General features: G+C 44.5%; 18 protein-coding genes and 1 riboswitch. Of the genes, 15 read left to right on the forward strand and 3 right to left on the reverse strand.

Going from position 1 to position 17433, the window contains the following annotated elements; translation table 11 throughout:
- Nucleotides 1-81: 81 nt before the first annotated feature.
- Complete coding sequence (locus ABHN01_RS13960) at nt 82-918, reverse strand: dimethylarginine dimethylaminohydrolase family protein (protein WP_429876054.1); 837 nt, start codon at nt 916-918, stop codon at nt 82-84.
- 74 nt (nt 919-992) lie between these two features.
- A complete protein-coding gene (locus ABHN01_RS13965; RefSeq protein WP_429876055.1) occupies nt 993-2609 on the reverse strand; it encodes a M20/M25/M40 family metallo-hydrolase in 1617 nt (538 codons plus the stop codon).
- Nucleotides 2610-2771: 162 nt separating this feature from the next.
- Between ABHN01_RS13965 and ABHN01_RS13970 the strand changes: the two genes are divergently transcribed.
- The 15 genes from ABHN01_RS13970 (at nt 2772) to ABHN01_RS14040 (ending at nt 15732) form a co-directional block, all read left to right on the forward strand.
- Nucleotides 2772-3476: an ABC transporter ATP-binding protein gene (locus ABHN01_RS13970; RefSeq protein WP_429876056.1), complete on the forward strand. Its 705-nt coding sequence runs from the start codon at nt 2772-2774 to the stop codon at nt 3474-3476.
- Nucleotides 3460-3963, forward strand: a complete 504-nt coding sequence (locus ABHN01_RS13975; RefSeq protein WP_429876057.1) for an ABC transporter permease — start codon at nt 3460-3462, stop codon at nt 3961-3963. The genes ABHN01_RS13970 and ABHN01_RS13975 overlap by 17 nt, the downstream gene beginning before the upstream one ends.
- Nucleotides 3964-4006: 43 nt before the next feature.
- Nucleotides 4007-4327 (forward strand): hypothetical protein, encoded by a 321-nt coding sequence (locus ABHN01_RS13980; RefSeq protein ID WP_429876058.1) that lies wholly within the window; start codon nt 4007-4009, stop codon nt 4325-4327.
- A 136-nt stretch (nt 4328-4463) separates the two neighbouring features.
- Nucleotides 4464-4784: an ABC transporter permease gene (locus tag ABHN01_RS13985; RefSeq protein ID WP_429876059.1), complete on the forward strand. Its 321-nt coding sequence runs from the start codon at nt 4464-4466 to the stop codon at nt 4782-4784.
- 102 nt (nt 4785-4886) lie between these two features.
- Nucleotides 4887-5582: a Type 1 glutamine amidotransferase-like domain-containing protein gene (locus ABHN01_RS13990; protein WP_429876060.1), complete on the forward strand. Its 696-nt coding sequence runs from the start codon at nt 4887-4889 to the stop codon at nt 5580-5582.
- Between the two features lie 52 nt (nt 5583-5634).
- Nucleotides 5635-6228 (forward strand): superoxide dismutase family protein, encoded by a 594-nt coding sequence (locus ABHN01_RS13995; RefSeq protein WP_429876061.1) that lies wholly within the window; start codon nt 5635-5637, stop codon nt 6226-6228.
- Nucleotides 6229-6380: 152 nt separating this feature from the next.
- Nucleotides 6381-6482: riboswitch (purine riboswitch) on the forward strand.
- Between the two features lie 145 nt (nt 6483-6627).
- On the forward strand, nt 6628-7224 hold the full coding sequence (locus ABHN01_RS14000) for a xanthine phosphoribosyltransferase (RefSeq protein WP_429876062.1): 597 nt from the start codon (nt 6628-6630) through the stop codon (nt 7222-7224).
- Nucleotides 7221-8540: a nucleobase:cation symporter-2 family protein gene (locus ABHN01_RS14005; RefSeq protein ID WP_429876063.1), complete on the forward strand. Its 1320-nt coding sequence runs from the start codon at nt 7221-7223 to the stop codon at nt 8538-8540. Before ABHN01_RS14000 ends, ABHN01_RS14005 begins: the two co-directional genes overlap by 4 nt.
- A 275-nt stretch (nt 8541-8815) precedes the next feature.
- Nucleotides 8816-9553 carry a UMP kinase gene (pyrH, locus tag ABHN01_RS14010; protein WP_429876064.1) on the forward strand — a complete coding sequence of 246 codons (738 nt, stop codon included), beginning with the start codon at nt 8816-8818 and terminating at the stop codon, nt 9551-9553.
- 179 nt (nt 9554-9732) lie between these two features.
- Nucleotides 9733-10509, forward strand: a complete 777-nt coding sequence (locus ABHN01_RS14015; protein WP_429876065.1) for a hypothetical protein — start codon at nt 9733-9735, stop codon at nt 10507-10509.
- Nucleotides 10510-10593: 84 nt separating this feature from the next.
- The gene (locus ABHN01_RS14020) at nt 10594-11715 is read left to right on the forward strand and encodes a GNAT family N-acetyltransferase (RefSeq protein ID WP_429876066.1); all 1122 of its coding nucleotides are present in this window, start codon (nt 10594-10596) and stop codon (nt 11713-11715) included.
- A gap of 143 nt (nt 11716-11858) precedes the next feature.
- Nucleotides 11859-12941: a copper resistance D family protein gene (locus tag ABHN01_RS14025; protein ID WP_429876067.1), complete on the forward strand. Its 1083-nt coding sequence runs from the start codon at nt 11859-11861 to the stop codon at nt 12939-12941.
- A 110-nt stretch (nt 12942-13051) separates the two neighbouring features.
- On the forward strand, nt 13052-14152 hold the full coding sequence (locus ABHN01_RS14030; RefSeq protein WP_429876068.1) for an MBL fold metallo-hydrolase: 1101 nt from the start codon (nt 13052-13054) through the stop codon (nt 14150-14152).
- A gap of 86 nt (nt 14153-14238) precedes the next feature.
- Nucleotides 14239-14490: a YusU family protein gene (locus tag ABHN01_RS14035; protein WP_429876069.1), complete on the forward strand. Its 252-nt coding sequence runs from the start codon at nt 14239-14241 to the stop codon at nt 14488-14490.
- 324 nt (nt 14491-14814) lie between these two features.
- Complete coding sequence (locus tag ABHN01_RS14040; protein ID WP_290398421.1) at nt 14815-15732, forward strand: proline dehydrogenase; 918 nt, start codon at nt 14815-14817, stop codon at nt 15730-15732.
- Nucleotides 15733-15831: 99 nt separating this feature from the next.
- Here ABHN01_RS14040 and ABHN01_RS14045 read toward each other — a convergent pair whose 3' ends face one another.
- The gene (locus ABHN01_RS14045) at nt 15832-17376 is read right to left on the reverse strand and encodes an alpha/beta hydrolase (protein ID WP_429876070.1); all 1545 of its coding nucleotides are present in this window, start codon (nt 17374-17376) and stop codon (nt 15832-15834) included.
- Nucleotides 17377-17433 lie beyond the last annotated feature (57 nt).

Genomic DNA, 17433 nt, shown 5'->3' on the forward strand with positions numbered 1-17433 from the left:
TTAACGAAAAAGGACAAAAACAGGACAAACCCCATTTCAATATGAATTGAAATGGGGTTTGTCTGCGGTCTGAAACAGCCTTCATAAGGCTGTTTTTTCACGGTCCAGCGGAAGGGTGCAGCAACGGAAGGCACCGCCGGATTTTATGATTTCTGAAATATCAACTTCGATTACTTCATAACCGTTTTCTCTCAGTTTAGCATTGATTTCCTTGTTAACGGGCAAGGCAAGAACGGTCTTGTTGCCGATCGATAGAATATTGGTGCCGAGGGTAAACTGTTCCTCTTTATTGATCTCCATCGTTTTATATTTTGAGGCCAGGAGTTTTAGCTCTTCTTCATGAAAAGCGGGCGGATAAATAATGGCCTCCTCCGGGGAAAGGATGTTAAAGACACAATCAAGGTGCAAAAATTTTTCATTGAAAGGTACCGGAATGACGCTGTAATCAGGCTCATGCTTCTGAAGGTTCTCGATAGCCGCCCTGCTTGTCCTGTGGCTCACGCCTACAAAGACGGTCTGGCGGTCCAGCAGAACATCTCCGCCTTCGATGCTGTCACTCTTTAAATCTTTGATGGTGATATGTTCTTCATTCATCCAGTCTTTTAATACTTTTTCTTCGCCCTGCCTGATCTCGCGCCCCATCTCTGAAATGTATAGGGTGTGGCCGATCGTGAATCCTATATCGCGGGTAAATACTTGTTCCGGGTATTTTTCAAGAGGAGGAAGCTGGCGAACCGTAATCCCTCTGTCCTCCAAAGCTTTGGAAAACTGCTTATGCTGCTTCATGGCCAGTTCAGTGTCTATATTTTCATCCGCATAATATTTTTGAGTTTCATTGATGACTTCACGGATCTTCATGAATGAAGGCTGACAAAGAATGACGTCTTTTAATGCTTCATATTCACTATAGCAGGCCATTTTTTTCCCCCGTTTTCATAAATTCTTTTACTTTATTCTTGCCATCAAAGGGATAAATCATTCGACAATCCGTACTATTCATTGGTCAGAAGTTTAGAGATGGTAAAGGATATCAAGTCTTGTGTCTGAATGAACGAGTTCATATGAAGCCGTTCTGTCCATTTGTGCGCGTCACGTCCCAGAGGTCCGAGATTCATGACAGGCATCGACATGGAAGCCATCGCATCAATCGGCAGCTTGTATCGTTCACCGAAGACCGGCATATTTTCAAGTAATGGTATTAGTTCGGCCTTTTCATAAGGTAAACCGATATAGCTGAGATCCGAAAGGCCGGCAAAATAATTCTGTTTCTTAAGCGTGACTTGATGTTTATCCTTTGCAAACTGAATGACTTCACGGGATGTTTTCTGAATAAGCCCATCATCCTTGGAACAGACAGCCGGATAAAAAGGAGGAGCGTAAAACAATACAATCATGGGTGCGTATTGCTTGCACAAGCTTGCCAGGTCATTCACCAGCATGGTTGTAACATCACGGTCATCGAGATGTGGATGATTGGACAGGATGTAATTTTCACGTCTTGTAATTTCTTCTTGTCCGTGCAGCTCAACCGCATGCTGATACAGTTCTTGAAAGTTGAATACGGATATGGATATTTCGTTTACCTCAAAAGGAACAAGCTTTGAGTACTGCAGTGACCGCTCATAGAAGAAGGATTCTACTTCCTTGGCTGCTTTTTTTGCGATCGATAAAAGCTGTGAGTTGATCTCTTCCAGCGACTTTTCCATCAGAAGCAGATTGAACATGGTAACAGCGATATGCGGAATCTGTACAGAATAGTGATCTTTTAAGTCTTTTTGAACGAGGTTCGTTGGAGGAGGAATCGCCTCATCGTCCATCGTCTCACAAAAATCCATGTTCAATTCAAGCAATCTTGTTATTTGTGAAGCCATGAGGTTTCCGTTTAAGCCTCCAAAGGGCTCACCGACGTGTGTTTCGCGTCCATAACAAAGAAATCCGGGTAAGATTTTGCCTACCGTCCCTGTATAGAAATACTTGTTCTCGTCACCGGGGTAACGGGTAAAGGCGGGTTCTCCGTTCAAACAGGCTTTATATGTAATATTGTACTGTTTCTTCAGCTGCTCCAATACCGGTACAGCAGCGAGCATTCCGGCAGAATTTACTTCTTCATCGGGAACAGAAACCATGAGGATGTTTCCGGGGAATTTACCGTGTGCTGCTTGCTCGACCATAGACAGATGAAGAGCAACACCTGCTTTCATATCCATCGTTCCCCGTCCAAACAGCCAATCTTCTTCTTCCAATTCTTTTTTTAAGCCGTCAGGCAGCATATCCGCCTGGTAAAACTGTTCTGTTAATTCAGAAGGCCGAAAAGCTAAATGTTTCCAATCTCCGAAATCTTCCACATTGACGACGTCGAAATGGCTGAGAAGGATGATGGTATCCTCGTGTGAGCCATTCTGTACAAAAGCGGTCAATAGTTTTCGTCCATCAGGCATCGGCTGAAGCTGCAAATGATGTGGGTTTTTCTTGAAATAATCAAGTGACCCTAATGTGTAGAAGAGATGCTCCGCCATCGCAATCTCTGCGGGCTGCTGAGATATGCTCGGGATTTCAACCAGCTCTTTCACAAGCCCTGTCAATGCTTCTCTGCTTTGCCATTTATTCATACGATCCCCTCATTTCCCTTCATTTTCTTGATTCTTTCATCCTACCATAAACCTAAAAAATCTTAAGAAAGTTTGAAGGTTTTTAGGGGATAATTTACAATGGAAAAAACTGTGCGTAACATTTGTACTAGATAGAGTAATACACATGGAGGGGAAAAGGAAATGATTAACATTGAACAGCTTTCTAATGAGTTTCGAATCGGTCAAAAAACAAAAGAAAGAATTGTGCCGGTTCTGCACAATATTAATCTTCAGGTGCGAAATGGTGAAATTGTGGCGATTGTCGGCAAAAGCGGATCGGGAAAATCGACTTTGCTGAATTTAATCAGCGGCTATATCAAACCTTCGGCAGGAAAAATCCTGATCGACGGAACAGAGGTTACCTCTTTTAAGGAGGGGGAGTGGTCCGATTTCCGGTTGAACCATCTTGGTTTTATTTTTCAAAGCTTTCAATTGATTCCGAGCATGACAGCCTTCGAAAATGTTCAGCTTCCGCTCGTTCTAAAAGGAGTAGATGAAAAAATTCGCTGGAAGCAGACCGAGGAGATTCTGGCGCGGGTCGGTTTGAGTGAATATGGAGGACATTATCCAGGTGAACTGTCTGGAGGCCAGCAGCAAAGGGTGAGTATCGCCAGGGCATTGATCGTCAATCCACCGATCATTCTTGCGGATGAACCTACGGGTAGTCTGGACAGTGACAATGAAAAGGAGCTGCTTTCATTTATTCAAAAGCTGAATCAGGATTATGGAATTACGTTTTTAATGATTACTCATGATGAAGAAGTAGCTCAGATCGCACACCGCAGGATAGAAATCGTGGATGGCCATTTGAATGAAGGGAGAAATATCTATGAAGTTCAAAGATAGATACCGGTTTGTCCGGGCGAACATGAAAAAGAATAAAACAAGGGTGTTTATGACCGTTCTTGCTGCCACGATCGGCTGTGCATTCTTGATCGTTTTAGCTTCCATCGGTTTTGGGATTCACCGAACGGCGATCAAGGATATCACGAACGGCCGGCTGATGACGGAAATCGAGGTGCATGAGGAAAAGCCTTTTACGATTACAGAAGTGAACCGGCTGGACAAAATGAAGAACACGAAAACGGTAACGAGAAAACAACGAGTAGAAAACAATTTATTCTATCATTTGAAGGGCTACAAATCACAAGCCGAAACGATGGTCGCTTATATGCCAGCCGAAAAAAAAACCGGGTTTGAGCTAAGCAGCGGAAAGATGCCGGTACATAAAAATGAAGTGATTGTCGGCTATGACTTTGCCAAGTCACTGATGGAAGAAATTCCTGAAAAAGAGATGAAGGGACTGAGTGAAAAGGAAGCACAAGATAAATGAAGGATCACCAGTTTAAAAGAAGGTGCTCGGAAAAACACTGCAATTGGAAATTCAGCAGTTGGAAGGAAAGAAGGTCATCAAGAAAAAAATACCGGTCACCGTTGTCGGAGTAGGCAAAAAATCTTCAAAGAAATGGCTTCTAAATGAGTCGGTTTTTATTTCAGAAGGGATATTAAAAGAGGTTGAGGCCTTCACCAAAACGCCGAGAGGAATAATGAACAACCCGCAAAACTCCAGGGATGATAAAGTTACAATGTGTTCACTGATGTTAACGTATACACCCATGATGCCGGCCAAGTGGAAGAGGTCTCTAAAAGGATTTAAAAGCTGGGCTACAGCACGTATTCCGCGCAAAACGAATTAAAGGAAATTAACGTCGTTTTCTTAATCATTAAGATTGGACTGATAACGGTTGGGACCGTAGCCGTTTTGATCGCCTCGATCGGCATCTTCAACACGATGACAATGGCGGTCACGAAAGAGCGCAGGACATTGGCATCATGAAAGCTATCGGAGCCCACCCGGCAGTCATCAAGAAGATTTTCTTGATGGAGAGCAGCTTTATTTGTTTGCTCGGTGCATTTTTTGGAACGTTGATTGCCTATCTTTTCAGTTACGGTGTCAATATGTTTCTTCCTCTGCTGATCGAACAATTTTTTCATGAAAAACCGCCTGAGAACTTTTATTTCTCCTATATTCCCGTAACGCTTCCCTTGATCTGCATTGCCATATGTTTTGGCGTTACACTCATTTCCGGTCTGCGGCCTGCGGTTCGAGCAACTCAAGTGGATGTTCTGAAGGCGCTGAGAAGAGATCTATAATCCTGCTTAAACCATCTTTATAATAAAGGTGGTTTTTTCTTAAATAGTTCACGCAAAATGCCTCTATTGATAAGATAAGGGCATGTGAAGGGGGAGGGCATTATGAAGCAGATCATAGCTTTGGGCGGGGGCGGGTTTTCCATGGAACCCGAAAACCCTTTGTTGGATCAGTATATCTTGCGGCAATCTCGGAAGAACAATCCGAAGATCTGTTTTTTGCCGACAGCGAGTGGAGATGCGGATGGCTATGTAGAACGCTTCTATCAATCGTTTAAACAGCATGCGTGCATTCCGTCACATCTCTCGCTGTTCAAGCCGCCATCTGTAGACCTTAAACGGTTTGTTCTGGATCAGGACGTGATATATGTCGGCGGGGGCAATACAAGGAATTTAATGGCCTTGTGGCGGGAATGGGGGCTGGATCATATTTTGCAGGAAGCTTATGAAAAGGGAATCGTTCTTGCCGGCATCAGTGCCGAAGCGCTTTGCTGGTTTGAAGAAGGGGCCACCGATTCGATCCCAGGCAAACTGACACGGATATCTTGTCTCGGTCTTCTAAAAGAGAGCCATTGCCCTCATTATGATGGGGAAGAGAACAGAAGGCCATCTTATCATGACCTCATTCTGCATGGGTTATCGGAAGGCTACGCAGCCGATGACGGGGCGGGACTTCATTTTATAGATGGAGAGCTTGCGAAAATAATAAGTTCCAGGCACTATGCCAAAGGATACAAGGTTTCGAAAAACGGCGGTAGAATTATCGAAGACGTACTTCCAACGGACTATTTAGGTTCTTAAAGGTTTAAAACTCCTCCAGGTAGGTCAACACATTAATGAGGAGGAGTTTATTATGAAGAGATGGACTATGGCTCTGTGTGTCTTGATGATATGTACGCCGCTTGCTGCTTGCGGCAGTACCGGCCAGGAGGATCATAAGAATCACAATATGGACAGTGGGAAAAAATCAGAAGGAGCATCCAGCATGACAAAGGCAAAGCCGGTAACGGTGGAGTTAATGGATGCGAAAGGCAAGAAAGCCGGTACCGCGACACTACAGCAGGCAGCTGAAGGTGTTAACGTAAAAGTGGAGGCTGCAGGGCTGACTCCGGGTGAACATGGAATCCACTTTCATGAAAAAGGAGTTTGTGAAGCGCCGAAGTTTGAATCAGCAGGAAAGCATTTCAATCCTACAAGCAAGTTGCATGGATTTAAAAACCCGAAAGGCCCGCATGTGGGTGATCTCAAGAATATAAAAGCAGATTCATCCGGCAAAGCGACAGGTGACCTCATGTCTTCGCTCGTGACCCTTCAGGAAGGAAAAAGCAATTCCCTGCTGAAAGAGGGAGGCACTGCCCTTGTCGTTCATGCAAAAGCGGATGACTACAAGACCGACCCTACCGGAAATTCCGGAGACCGTGTCCTTTGCGGAGTGATCAAGAAATAACATAAAAAGAGAAGATTCCTCACAGCAGGATCTGGCTGGTTTAGTTGGATAGTTTGGATTTTTCCAACTTTATTATGCTTTAAAAGAGCCTTTCTTTGACATTTCCACTTTTTTCCGAACAATACTTCCTTTTTGGGAAAAATTATTTTATAATGTGTCTAACTTCATAGACTCGTATAATCGCAGGGATATGGCCTGCAAGTCTCTACCGGATTGCCGTAAATGATCCGACTACGGGTGTCGCTTAAATCGTTCTGTTTTTGTTTGCACGTTTTGCAGATGGAAACCCTTCGATTTTTTAACTTTCGAGTACCGATTATGGCTCGGAGAAACGCTTCACTCACGTAGGGAGGCGCTTTTCCGAGTCTTTTTTTGTCAGTAACTTAAAGGAGATAGATTATGAATTTTCTTGAAGAAGTCATCCTAAAAGAAGGAAAGGCAATGTCAGAGCATGTGCTCAAAGTGGATTCTTTTTTAAATCATCAGATTGATCCCCAGGTGATGCAGCAGGTAGGACAAGAGTTCGCCCGGTTATATAAAAAAGAGGGAATTACAAAAGTGCTGACGATTGAATCATCGGGTATTGCGCCTGCTGTGATGGCGGGGCTAGAGCTGGGTGTCCAGGCCGTTTTTGCACGAAAACGCAAGTCACTGACCCAGAATGGTGATCTTTTAACAGCAAAGGTCTATTCGTTCACTAAGGAAGAAGAAAATGAAATCTCCGTTTCGAAAAAATGGCTGAAGGCAGGAGATAGGGTTCTTGTCATTGATGATTTTCTCGCGCATGGAGAAGCAGCACTCGGCTTGGCGAGCCTGGTAGAGGAAGCTGGAGCAGAGGTTGCCGGGTTTGGCATTGTGATTGAAAAATCATTCCAGTCCGGCCGTGAGAAGCTTTTGAAAAAAGGATACAGGGTTGAGTCGCTGGCAAGAGTCGCTTCTCTTTCCAATGGCAGCATTACGTTTACCAGAAGCGGACAGGAGGCTTGGAGCTTATGAAAATGACAAACGGCAAGTTATTCTCACTCGGTATTCAGCACGTACTCGCGATGTATGCCGGGGCAGTCATCGTACCTTTGATCGTCGGCGGGGCATTGAAGCTATCAACAGAACAGCTCGCCTACTTAGTCTCCATCGATTTGCTGACCTGCGGACTGGCAACACTTTTACAGGTTTGGAATAACCGTTTTTTCGGAATCGGACTTCCGGTTGTTCTCGGCTGTACGTTCACAGCCGTCGGGCCGATGATCGCAATCGGCTCTCAGTATGGAATTTCAGCGATCTATGGTTCGATTCTGGTGTCAGGGCTTGCGGTTGTATTGCTTGCTGGTTTATTCGGAAAGATCATTAAATTGTTTCCTCCGGTTGTAACAGGTTCAGTAGTGACGATTATCGGAGTAACCCTCATTCCGGTGGCGATTCAGGATATGGCCGGCGGGCAGGGGAGCAAGGATTTTGGTTCACCGGACAATCTGATGCTTTCCTTTGGTGTTCTTGCGTTTATCATTATTGTTTATCGGCTGTTTACTGGATTTATCCGTGCAGTTTCCATCCTTCTCGGCCTGATTGCCGGGACAGTTGCTGCCAGTTTTATGGGGAAAGTGGATTTCGGGCCTGTCGCAGATGCGTCTTGGTTCCATATGGTCAAACCCTTTTACTTTGGTCCTCCGACGTTTCATGTCAGCGCCATACTTACGATGGTTCTCGTGGCGATCGTGAGTATGATTGAGTCTACGGGTGTCTTCCTTGCATTAGGAAAAATCTGCGCCAAAGACATCAGCCCTGAACAGATGACGAAAGGCTACCGTGCGGAGGGGCTGGCTGTCATACTCGGAGGTATGTTTAACGCATTCCCGTATACAACTTATTCACAAAACGTAGGACTTGTTCAGTTATCCGGCATTCGTACAAAAAATGTGATCTACACGGCAGGCGGCATGCTGATCGTCCTCGGCCTTGTGCCAAAAGTAGCAACGATAACAACACTGATTCCTACGGCGGTCATGGGAGGTGCAATGGTCGCGATGTTTGGGATGGTCGTTGCTTCAGGCATTAAAATGCTCAGCGATGTAGATTTCGGCAAACAGGAAAATCTTTTGATTATTGCATGTTCCGTCGGCCTTGGCCTTGGAGTTACCGTGGAGCCGGACCTCTTTGCGAAGCTTCCGCAGGCCGTTCGTATCTTGACGGATAACGGCATTGTAGCAGGCAGCCTGACAGCGATTGTTTTAAACCTTGTATTCAATGCCGAACGAAAAAAGGTGAAAGTTCGAAACAGAAACGAATCAACAGTGGGAGCACTAACGACGAAGTAAACCGGTGCCAGGCACCGCAATTACACACATGTGTAATGCGGGTGCCTGGCACCATGTTTTTTTTATGCCATTTTTACAACGAACTTTTTGGGTTCTGCGTCAATATAATGTAGAAGAAAAAGGAGGCGGGTCTCTTGGTCGCAAGGAAAGCTGATCACAGATGGAACGGATTCGCCATAGAAGAACAAGGCCTTTTAAAGGATTTGGTTCTTTTTTTATGAATGGACAGACAACAATCGATCAAATGCTGATTTTACCTTGAGGGAGGAAAAGATATGTTGAGGTATAAGAGGGTGCTGATCAAATTAAGCGGAGGAGCGGTCGCAGGACAAGGGGATTTTGGATTCAATCCGAAAAAACTGAGCCATATTGCACAGGAAATGATTAATGTAGCGGACTGTGGCGTTGAAGTATCGGCAGTGATCGGAGGAGGAAACATATTTAGAGGAAGCCTTGCAGAGCAATGGGGAATGAACCGGGTAGAAGCCGATCAAATTGGTACGTTAGGAACGGTGATCAACAGCTTAATGCTTAAAAGCGCCCTTAAGAGTCTGACAGATCGGGAAGTCATTGTCATGGCGTCAGAACAGCTGGCGGCGGCAGAGCATTACAACCGTGTGAAAAGCATCAAACACCTCGAGCAAGGTGCTATTGTACTCTTCGCGGGCGGCAATGGGCAGCCCTTCGTCTCAAGTGACTATCCAGCGGTCCAGCGCGCTCTTGAAATGGATGCGGAGGCACTGCTTGTTGCCAAACACGGGATAGATGGTGTATATTGCAGTGACCCTAAAATAGAGAAAAAGGCAAAACGGTACGTCTCTCTCTCCTACGAAGAAGCGATAAAAAATGACCTGAAAGCGATGGACCAGACAGCGTTGATTCTGGCAAAAGATTATCAGCTTCCGATCCACTTGTTCAACTTTGACCAGAAGGGCGCATTTTCGGAGATCTGCAAGAACGGCCACCATCCTGGAACAACCATCAGCAGCAATAAGACCATTGTTTTGATCTAGAATCCCGTTTTCACTGCCCTCTCCCCGAAAAAACGGGATGGGGTTTCTTTACGTTTGGCTAATCCATTCCCTTTTGTTTACAATACATATATAGCCATATACGTTTGAAGACGCACGAAATGATGTTAAGTTCTCATTTTCATACGCAGTGTTTTCGAAAGTTAAGGAGGAACAATTTAATGAAACATACGATGGACGATAAGATTAAAAACAGAAACAACTGGTTTAAGATTATCCTGATCAGCCTGTTTTGCATGGTTCTCATGTTTAAAGTAGCGACGGCCAAGTTTACCTTTCATTTCTCGGACTTATTATCATTTATTTTAGCCGTGTTTGCGATTGCGATCGCAGCTCTGTTTTACTCAAAAGTAAACGAGATTGTCCACTTATTAGGGGGCAGTGCACCGGGGCTGTTGAAACGAAACAGGAAGCGGGGTCATACGGCGTCTATTGCTGAGAATGCCCCTGTAAAAAGTGAAGAAGATCTAGTGAAATCACTTGATGAGCATAAGGACCAGCTGAAACGGTTAAAAAAGGTGCAGAATGAAATCATCGACCGGTTGCTGCTCAATCAAGATCTTCAGCAAGAAGACAAGAGAGATTACATTGATTATCTTCTGCAAAAAGAGAAGGAAGCAGCTCTCATTCAGATGGAAGCGGACAAGGTTGCTGCTCAGCTTGAAGATGCGGATGAATCCGCAAATGTCCACATCTCCGCAGAAAACGTGACAGTCAACAGCCTCAATGATGTTATAGCGGTTCTAGGAAAAGACGTGATCCTCGGTGCGACGTTTGATGAATTAAACCAGAAAGTCAAATCCATTCAGCCGACAATAAGCCAGGAGGTCTCTGAATCACTCCTGCAGGAAGGCTATGTGGATCAACACTTCAATATTACAAGAAAAGGCTTGAAGGAATTTCGAAGCACTGCCAAAAGAATGAAAAATAGAGGATAAGAATTTGATGCAACAAGCCCCGCTTTTAGGGCTTGTTTTTTTTCTGAAAGAAAGGGAATCGTTGAAAGTGGGAGGAGATGCACAGTGGAACATTTTAATATAAGAACACTCAAGCATGAAAACGAGCTGGAAGCCGTTCTTCAACTGCTCGAAACAGTTTTTCCGGAAGAGAAATCGTTCTTTCAAGACCGTTTAAATAAGGAAACCAACTACTCATTGGATACTACTTGGATTGCAGAATCAGAAGGGAATATCGTATCGGTTGTACAGATTTTTCCTTTTTCGGTCTATATCTCAGGTCTGCCGTTTAAAACGGCGGGTATAGGAAATGTGGCAATCTTGCCAGAATATCGCGGGTTTAGCCTCACACATCGAATTTTAAAACAAGCAGAAGAACAGCTAAGCCATGAAGGATTTGTTTTTTCCATTCTGTTTACTGGCATACCTGGATTTTACGAAAAAGCCGGATGGCACAGTATCGCTCATCCTGTTTTTCATGTGGATGCCAAAGAGGCGCGACGGAGTTTTAAAAAAGTACAGCGAAATAAAGAATGGGAAATGGCAACTCCTAACCATAATGATTGGGGCAGGTTAGCATTGATCTATGAGTCTTTTTCCAAAAAATTAAACGGGCCGCGAATCCGGTTGAAAGATTATTGGCTAAAGCAGATAGAAAGTGATAAGACCAATGATGAGATCTTCTTGCTAGCTGAATATGGCGGAAGAATCCGGAGCTATGCACGGGCGGAAAAAAAACAAAATAAGCTGATCATCCATGAGCTCTGCGGTGTGGAGGGTGGGGAAGATAGCATGTCCGAGCTGTTCTTAACGTTATTGGATGAAGAAGTGGAGAAAATTGTGTGCCTTTTGCCTCAGGAACATCCAATTCTTTCGGAAATGTCATGTAGGGCTGAGAACCTTCGAGAAGACATGTGGAAAATCATAAACAAAAAAGGGGTGCAACATTCGCTGGAACCTATTTTAAAAGAACGGGGACGCTTAGCAGGAAAGAAGGATGTGATCCTCTCTCATTCGAATGAGTCTTGGAAGTTTCGTTGGGGGAATGAAGAATTGACAATTCATACAGCCGATTTTTTAAGCTGTCTATTGAAGGGTGCTTCCGAACAATTGAGAGGCTCCCTCATTCCATTTGAAACATTGTTTCCTGAAGCTTCATATATCTTTTGGTCAAAAGATCACTTTTAAAAACAGGTAAATTAAAAATCTGTAAGCTTGTTATCGATTGCCCGGCCATAATGGTTTAATCGTCCTGGTGAATGGTATCCCTTGTGATTATATGGTAAATTACTAAAGGTACATACAAAATAACACAGGGGGATTATTCTCATATGCTGTTTGTTGCAAAAGCGGTTTTATATGTTGTTTTTTCACTTTTTATTGGAGCGTTCTTATTGTATACGATGCCTGCTGAGAAGCGTCCCACCATTCATATACCTAAAAAGTGGCTGCTGATATGCATTTTCCTGATTCCGGTCACAGCATTCTCCCAAGTCCTTGAGCTTGCGCTGACATTGGGGAAGGACTTCGGATTTTGGCCGACTCTGAACGATATTCTATTTTCGTTTGATATCGGGAAGGGCTGGTTCTTTATACTAGCCCTCTCTTTTCTGTTGTTTGTTCTTGTGTATTTTAATGATGTTTCAAAGGATCGCTTTCTTGCCAGGCTTTCATTCATTATTGGAATCATGATTACAGCTGCTATAGGTTATACGAGCCATGCAGCAACGCTTAATGAATGGGGTGGCCTTGCTGCTCACTCTCTCCATTTTCTTGCGGTAACCAGCTGGACGGGAACCTTACTGGCAGTCAGCTGGTTCTCAAAAGATCGAGAGAAGCTTACTGCCTTTCTAAAATGGTATACACCGTTTGCGCTCATTTGCCTCTGTGTGTCCATTGCTGCAGGAATCTGGCTGATGAGTTTCATTGTGCCTCAGTATTACAATTCATGGATGTTAAACTATGGACAGGCTCTTTTAATCAAACATGTATTCCTTGTAGTCGTTGTCGTCTATGCATTCATCAACACGTTCTGGATTCGCCGGAAAATCAACGAACCGGCATTTTCTCCCTACAAGTGGATGAGGCTGGAGGGCGTGTTCCTGCTCCTCATTTTTATTGCCACTTCCCTTATGACGCAGCAGGAGCCTCCGCATGATGTAGCTCAAACACTGGCTTTTCAGAAGCCGTCCGGGCTCTTTACCTTTTTCTTTGAAAAGGGTGTCACTGCCGGGACAACGGTGCAGCTTGTTCCTAGTGTTTTGTCAGGCGCATTTGGCGCTATGTCTCTTGTCTTTCTGTTAGCTGCCTTCCTCCTTTTTCGCAAAAATGCGGGGCCATGGTTCATGTTTTTGCTGACAACTGGTTTAGCATTGGCTCTTTATCTTACTGTTATGTTTTCTGTTTCCATTTAAAATGATCGGCCGCTTGCCTCGTGCAGCGGTCGTTTTATGATATATAAAACGTGAGTTATTGTATACTGAAATAGGAACATACTAGTAAAAAAGAACGGGTGGAGAACGGGATGACGGCTGCGATAATCACAATTATTCTAATGGTGCTTTTTCTTTATGTTTTTCTGAAACGATATCCTGTCTTTGGAACAAAACCCTCCAAGCAAAGACGGCTGTCTTTTCAGGCCTCGGCCCAATTTTCAGACCGCCGTTTTGTGAACGAAATCCCGACTGTCATGGACACCTCATTCACTACGACTCTCTCAATCGCTAAAGATTTTATCAAAGGAAACCCTAATGGGAAGCCTCATCAGCAGCTGAAAACCATCGGCTTTGATGTAAAGGCTGCCAGAGGCTCAAAGGACGCAGGGATTACCTGGTTTGGCCATTCTGCTCTCATGCTGGAGATGGACGGAAAGCGTATGCTGATAGATCCGATGTTTGGAAAATCTCCGTCTCCTTTTCCGATGTTCGGAGGGAAGAGGTACAGCTACAGCAAGACCTTGCCGTTTGAAAATTCACATCTTCCTTTCATAGATGCCATCTTTATTTCGCATGATCACTACGATCATCTGGATTTCGGGTCCATCAGAAAATTGAAGGAGAAAACAGGACGGTTCTTTGTTCCTCTTGGGGTTGGAGGCCATCTGGAGAGATGGGGAGTGGATCAGGAAAAAATTAGTGAGCACGACTGGTGGGATGAAGTCGAGTGGGAAGGCCTGGATCTCGTATGTACGCCCGCCCAGCACTTTTCAGGGCGCAGTTTAACCGATCGGAACGCTACATTGTGGTGTTCCTGGGTAATCGGAGATAAGCAGACCAAAGTTTTTTTTAGTGGAGACAGCGGGTATGGACCCCATTTCAAAACGATTGGGGAACGTTACGGACCATTTAATGCAGCCTTGATGGAATGCGGACAGTACGACGAACGCTGGTCGAACATCCATATGATGCCTGAGGAGACCGTTCAAGCATTTATAGATGTGAAAGGCGGTTTGCTTATTCCGATTCATTGGGCAGCATTTACACTTGCACTTCATGACTGGAATGATCCGATTGAACGGGTAACGAAAGAAGCTGCGAGAAAAGGCTTGCCAATCGCATCTCCTCAAATTGGAGAAACAGTTTTCATTGGGGAAGATATGTATCCAAATTCCGTCTGGTGGAAGTGAAATCGATGGAAAGAAAGCGCGTTTTTGGCAGGCTTTCTTTTTTATCGCTCTATTGTTACAATGACGAAAAATAGGAGGGAATTGACATGGAACAGCAGATTCGCGAGCAGTTTGACGGTCTATTGGAGAAATACACTGAACTGCTGCTCGGTGACAGTGATGAGGATAAGAAGGAAAAAGTAAAGATGTGGGCTTTGTATACCTATATCGCTAAATCAATGCCGGCTCTTGTTAAGCATTGGAACGAAAGTTATCCAGAAGGCAAAGAAGGTATCAAAGAGATCATTTCGGAGATCAAGCAGCTGAACGACCAGCAACGCCAAAAAAGCGGTAAATAATGATGAAAATGGGGGTTTTCTTCAGGGCAGAAAGAAGAAAATTCCCTTATAGATTCATATCATAAAGGAAAACAGGATGTTTTTGGATTCTGGAGAATGAGGATGATACGACAAAAAATGTCGAAATTTTTCAAAAAAGCCCAAAACGATCATTTAAATGATATGATTAAAGCGGATACATCATTGAAAGTTCAGTAAATTAAGCGCTGCCAAAAAAGCGGTGCCAGGCACCTCAATTACACACTTGTGTAATTCGGGTGCCAGGCACCTCTACAAAGAGATAGATAATTGGGCAACTGATACTGAATAATAGGGGGAAAAGTTATGGAACAGGCGATGAGAGATTTCTTTCTGTTTCTTGCAAAAAACAAAACAATGACAAAGCTTGCGAAGAGGTACGGCCTCAAATTTGGAGCAAGCCGATTCGTTGCCGGAGCATCACTAGACAGCTCCATTTCAGCGATCAAAAAACTGAACGAGAAAGGAATGCCTGTAACGATCGACCATCTAGGCGAGTTCGTTGATAACGAGCTTGAAGCGAAGGAAATGACAGAGCATTGCATCGATGCGATCAAAGCCATCGCAAAAGAAAACGTGAACTCCCAGCTATCCTTAAAGCTGACGTCCATGGGTCTTGATATCAGTGATGACCTTGTGATGGCCAACATGCGCAAGATCATGCAAACTGCCCAGAAGCATAATGTATTCGTTACCATAGATATGGAAGACTATTCGCGCTGCGCCAAGACACTTGATATCTTCAAGAAGCTTAAAAGCGAATTTGATAATATTTCAACCGTTATTCAAGCGTATCTGTACCGCTCGCTTGATGATGTAAAGGATTTAAATGAATACCAACCGAACCTTCGTCTCGTGAAGGGCGCGTATAAGGAATCCTCAGAAGTAGCGTTCCCTGATAAGACGGATGTGGATGAAAACTATAAAAAACTTATTGAAACACACCTTTTGAACGGCAACTATACGGCCATTGCGACTCATGATGATGAAATCATCAACTATACGAAAGCACTTGTGGAAAAGCATTCCATCCCGATGGATCAGTTTGAATTCCAGATGCTTTATGGCATTAAAGTGGAGCGCCAGGATCAGCTCATGCAGGAAGGGTACAAAATGCGTATTTATGTCCCATACGGGAACGACTGGTACGGCTACTTCATGCGCCGTCTGGCTGAACGTCCAGCAAACGTGATGTTTGTTTTAAAAGGTGTGTTCGGCAAATAGCAGGAAAGGATGTCCGATATTAACGGGCATCCTTTTTTAAAATTAAGAGAGCACCTGAGCTGATCACAGAAGAACAGGTGCTAACCTGCGGATGTTGTCTTATTTACCGTCGACAGAGGTTGTCATCGGTTCTCGTTCTTTTCCGGTTTTTAAATCAATGACTTTCGCCGGGTCGTCCGGTGCTCCAACCTTCTTGCTGCCCGGAGCCTTTTTATGTTTTTCTACCCAGTCAACGAGCAGATCGAATGATTGATAGACGTAAGGAAGTAGAGGCTGAAGCTCTTTTTTCGGATCGGTCGCACTGTTCCATACAAGACTGTCTACATGGTTGCCCTTCTCGATGGTATACAGCCGGTGAAGGCTGCCCCGGCCCTTCTGTTTTATCAGTTTATCATAAGGGTCAGCATGGATGAATGGAAAGATAAGAGAATCCCAGGAACCGGTCAGGCTGATTAGGGGAACGTCGATTTCACCAGTATTTTCAATGCCTTCCACGTTCTTTTTCACCTGTTCCGGCCGGGAGCTATAATCATAATCTTGAAAAATGGAATCATAGGTGCGGTCGCGGACCCCGTTCTTGAAGTTTAAGTAATTTCTCCAGTCCAGGCGGTTTGGAGCGGTGGGATCCAGTTCATCTCTGTAAATATTTAGGGTCACAAACCAGTATACCTGGTCATGATAATTCCATAGATTTTCTGATCCTTTAAGAAGGCCGGAATGGTATAACGCTTCCCGGGCCGTCCTCTGTTCCGCAGGCGTTCCGTACAATGCCTTTTCCGCATGATTGACAACAGGAGTGAGAGAGGTGATCAGGTTGGGTTTGTGAGCCCTCCACAATACACCTTCCCAATCGATGCCGCCGTCAAATAAAGCAGGATACCCCGTTTTTTTCATGCCGTCATGCTCCAGTGCGTAGCGGACAACATAGCCTCCATTGGATATGCCGACCGCGTATGTCGGCACCCGGTGGTAAGGCTTGATCAGCTTGCTTGCAGGGTTTTTTCTGTCGTTTCTCCTGATAAGCTGGTCAGAATAATGTTTTACGAGATAGTTTTGTGCAGCGATGGTGATCTGCCGGAATCTTTGGTGCCATTCGGAAATGCTGTCATCATCGCTTACAAGAGCATTTTTTACCTTTGCGAAAGGATCGCTGGGATCTTCTGTCCCTTGAGTGCCTTTATCAATGGCGGCAAAAGCATATCCTTTAGCCAGCATAAAGTCACTGAACAGGAGGTCTGTTGACGTTTCATTCCGAGTAGCAGGAATACCCGAAACAACAAGCTTGCCGTTCCAGTCATCCGGCACCCTGACTACAAATTTGGCATCATCGAAGGTTCCGTTCACTTGAGTGCCCTTAACCTCTGCCGGCTGATACAGCTTGTTCCAGCCTGTTCCCTTTGACTTTTCTCCCCAATTGTAAGGAGCCAGACCAAGATTTCCATAGACAGTAGCCGCTTCATACTGCTTTGGATTCTTCGTTGTTAGCCAATTGCCGTCTTTCCCATCAAAGCGGGTTTCTATAACATCATGTGCCCCTTTAAAATCAGCGGGCTGGTGCGGCCCTTTCCCAGCATGAACCTCTGATAGACTTGAAAACAGCAATAGCGCAGTTGCAGCCGTTATTCCAATCCATTTCGCTCTCATCTTATTTCCTCCATTCTAAATAGAGAAAAGCCCTCCAGACTCACAGGCGGGCTCTTT

It is taken from the genome of Fictibacillus sp. NRS-1165 (assembly GCF_050468105.1).
Taxonomy (GTDB): Bacteria; Bacillota; Bacilli; order Bacillales; family Fictibacillaceae; genus Fictibacillus_C; species Fictibacillus_C terrinigri.

Excerpts from the sequence above, each read along its gene's own strand:
- ABHN01_RS14005 (WP_429876063.1), top strand. The coding sequence starts at position 7,221 with ATGAAAATGACAAACGGCAAGTTATTCTCACTCGGTATTCAGCACGTA.
- ABHN01_RS13975 (WP_429876057.1), top strand. The coding sequence starts at position 3,460 with ATGAAGTTCAAAGATAGATACCGGTTTGTCCGGGCGAACATGAAAAAG.
- ABHN01_RS14000 (WP_429876062.1), top strand. The coding sequence starts at position 6,628 with ATGAATTTTCTTGAAGAAGTCATCCTAAAAGAAGGAAAGGCAATGTCA.
- ABHN01_RS13990 (WP_429876060.1), top strand. The coding sequence starts at position 4,887 with ATGAAGCAGATCATAGCTTTGGGCGGGGGCGGGTTTTCCATGGAACCC.
- ABHN01_RS14015 (WP_429876065.1), top strand. The coding sequence starts at position 9,733 with ATGAAACATACGATGGACGATAAGATTAAAAACAGAAACAACTGGTTT.
- ABHN01_RS13995 (WP_429876061.1), top strand. The coding sequence starts at position 5,635 with ATGAAGAGATGGACTATGGCTCTGTGTGTCTTGATGATATGTACGCCG.
- ABHN01_RS14045 (WP_429876070.1), bottom strand. The coding sequence starts at position 17,376 with ATGAGAGCGAAATGGATTGGAATAACGGCTGCAACTGCGCTATTGCTG.
- ABHN01_RS14040 (WP_290398421.1), top strand. The coding sequence starts at position 14,815 with ATGGAACAGGCGATGAGAGATTTCTTTCTGTTTCTTGCAAAAAACAAA.
- ABHN01_RS13965 (WP_429876055.1), bottom strand. The coding sequence starts at position 2,609 with ATGAATAAATGGCAAAGCAGAGAAGCATTGACAGGGCTTGTGAAAGAG.
- ABHN01_RS14025 (WP_429876067.1), top strand. The coding sequence starts at position 11,859 with ATGCTGTTTGTTGCAAAAGCGGTTTTATATGTTGTTTTTTCACTTTTT.
- ABHN01_RS13970 (WP_429876056.1), top strand. The coding sequence starts at position 2,772 with ATGATTAACATTGAACAGCTTTCTAATGAGTTTCGAATCGGTCAAAAA.
- pyrH (WP_429876064.1), top strand. The coding sequence starts at position 8,816 with ATGTTGAGGTATAAGAGGGTGCTGATCAAATTAAGCGGAGGAGCGGTC.
- ABHN01_RS13985 (WP_429876059.1), top strand. The coding sequence starts at position 4,464 with ATGAAAGCTATCGGAGCCCACCCGGCAGTCATCAAGAAGATTTTCTTG.
- ABHN01_RS14035 (WP_429876069.1), top strand. The coding sequence starts at position 14,239 with ATGGAACAGCAGATTCGCGAGCAGTTTGACGGTCTATTGGAGAAATAC.
- ABHN01_RS13960 (WP_429876054.1), bottom strand. The coding sequence starts at position 918 with ATGGCCTGCTATAGTGAATATGAAGCATTAAAAGACGTCATTCTTTGT.
- ABHN01_RS14030 (WP_429876068.1), top strand. The coding sequence starts at position 13,052 with ATGACGGCTGCGATAATCACAATTATTCTAATGGTGCTTTTTCTTTAT.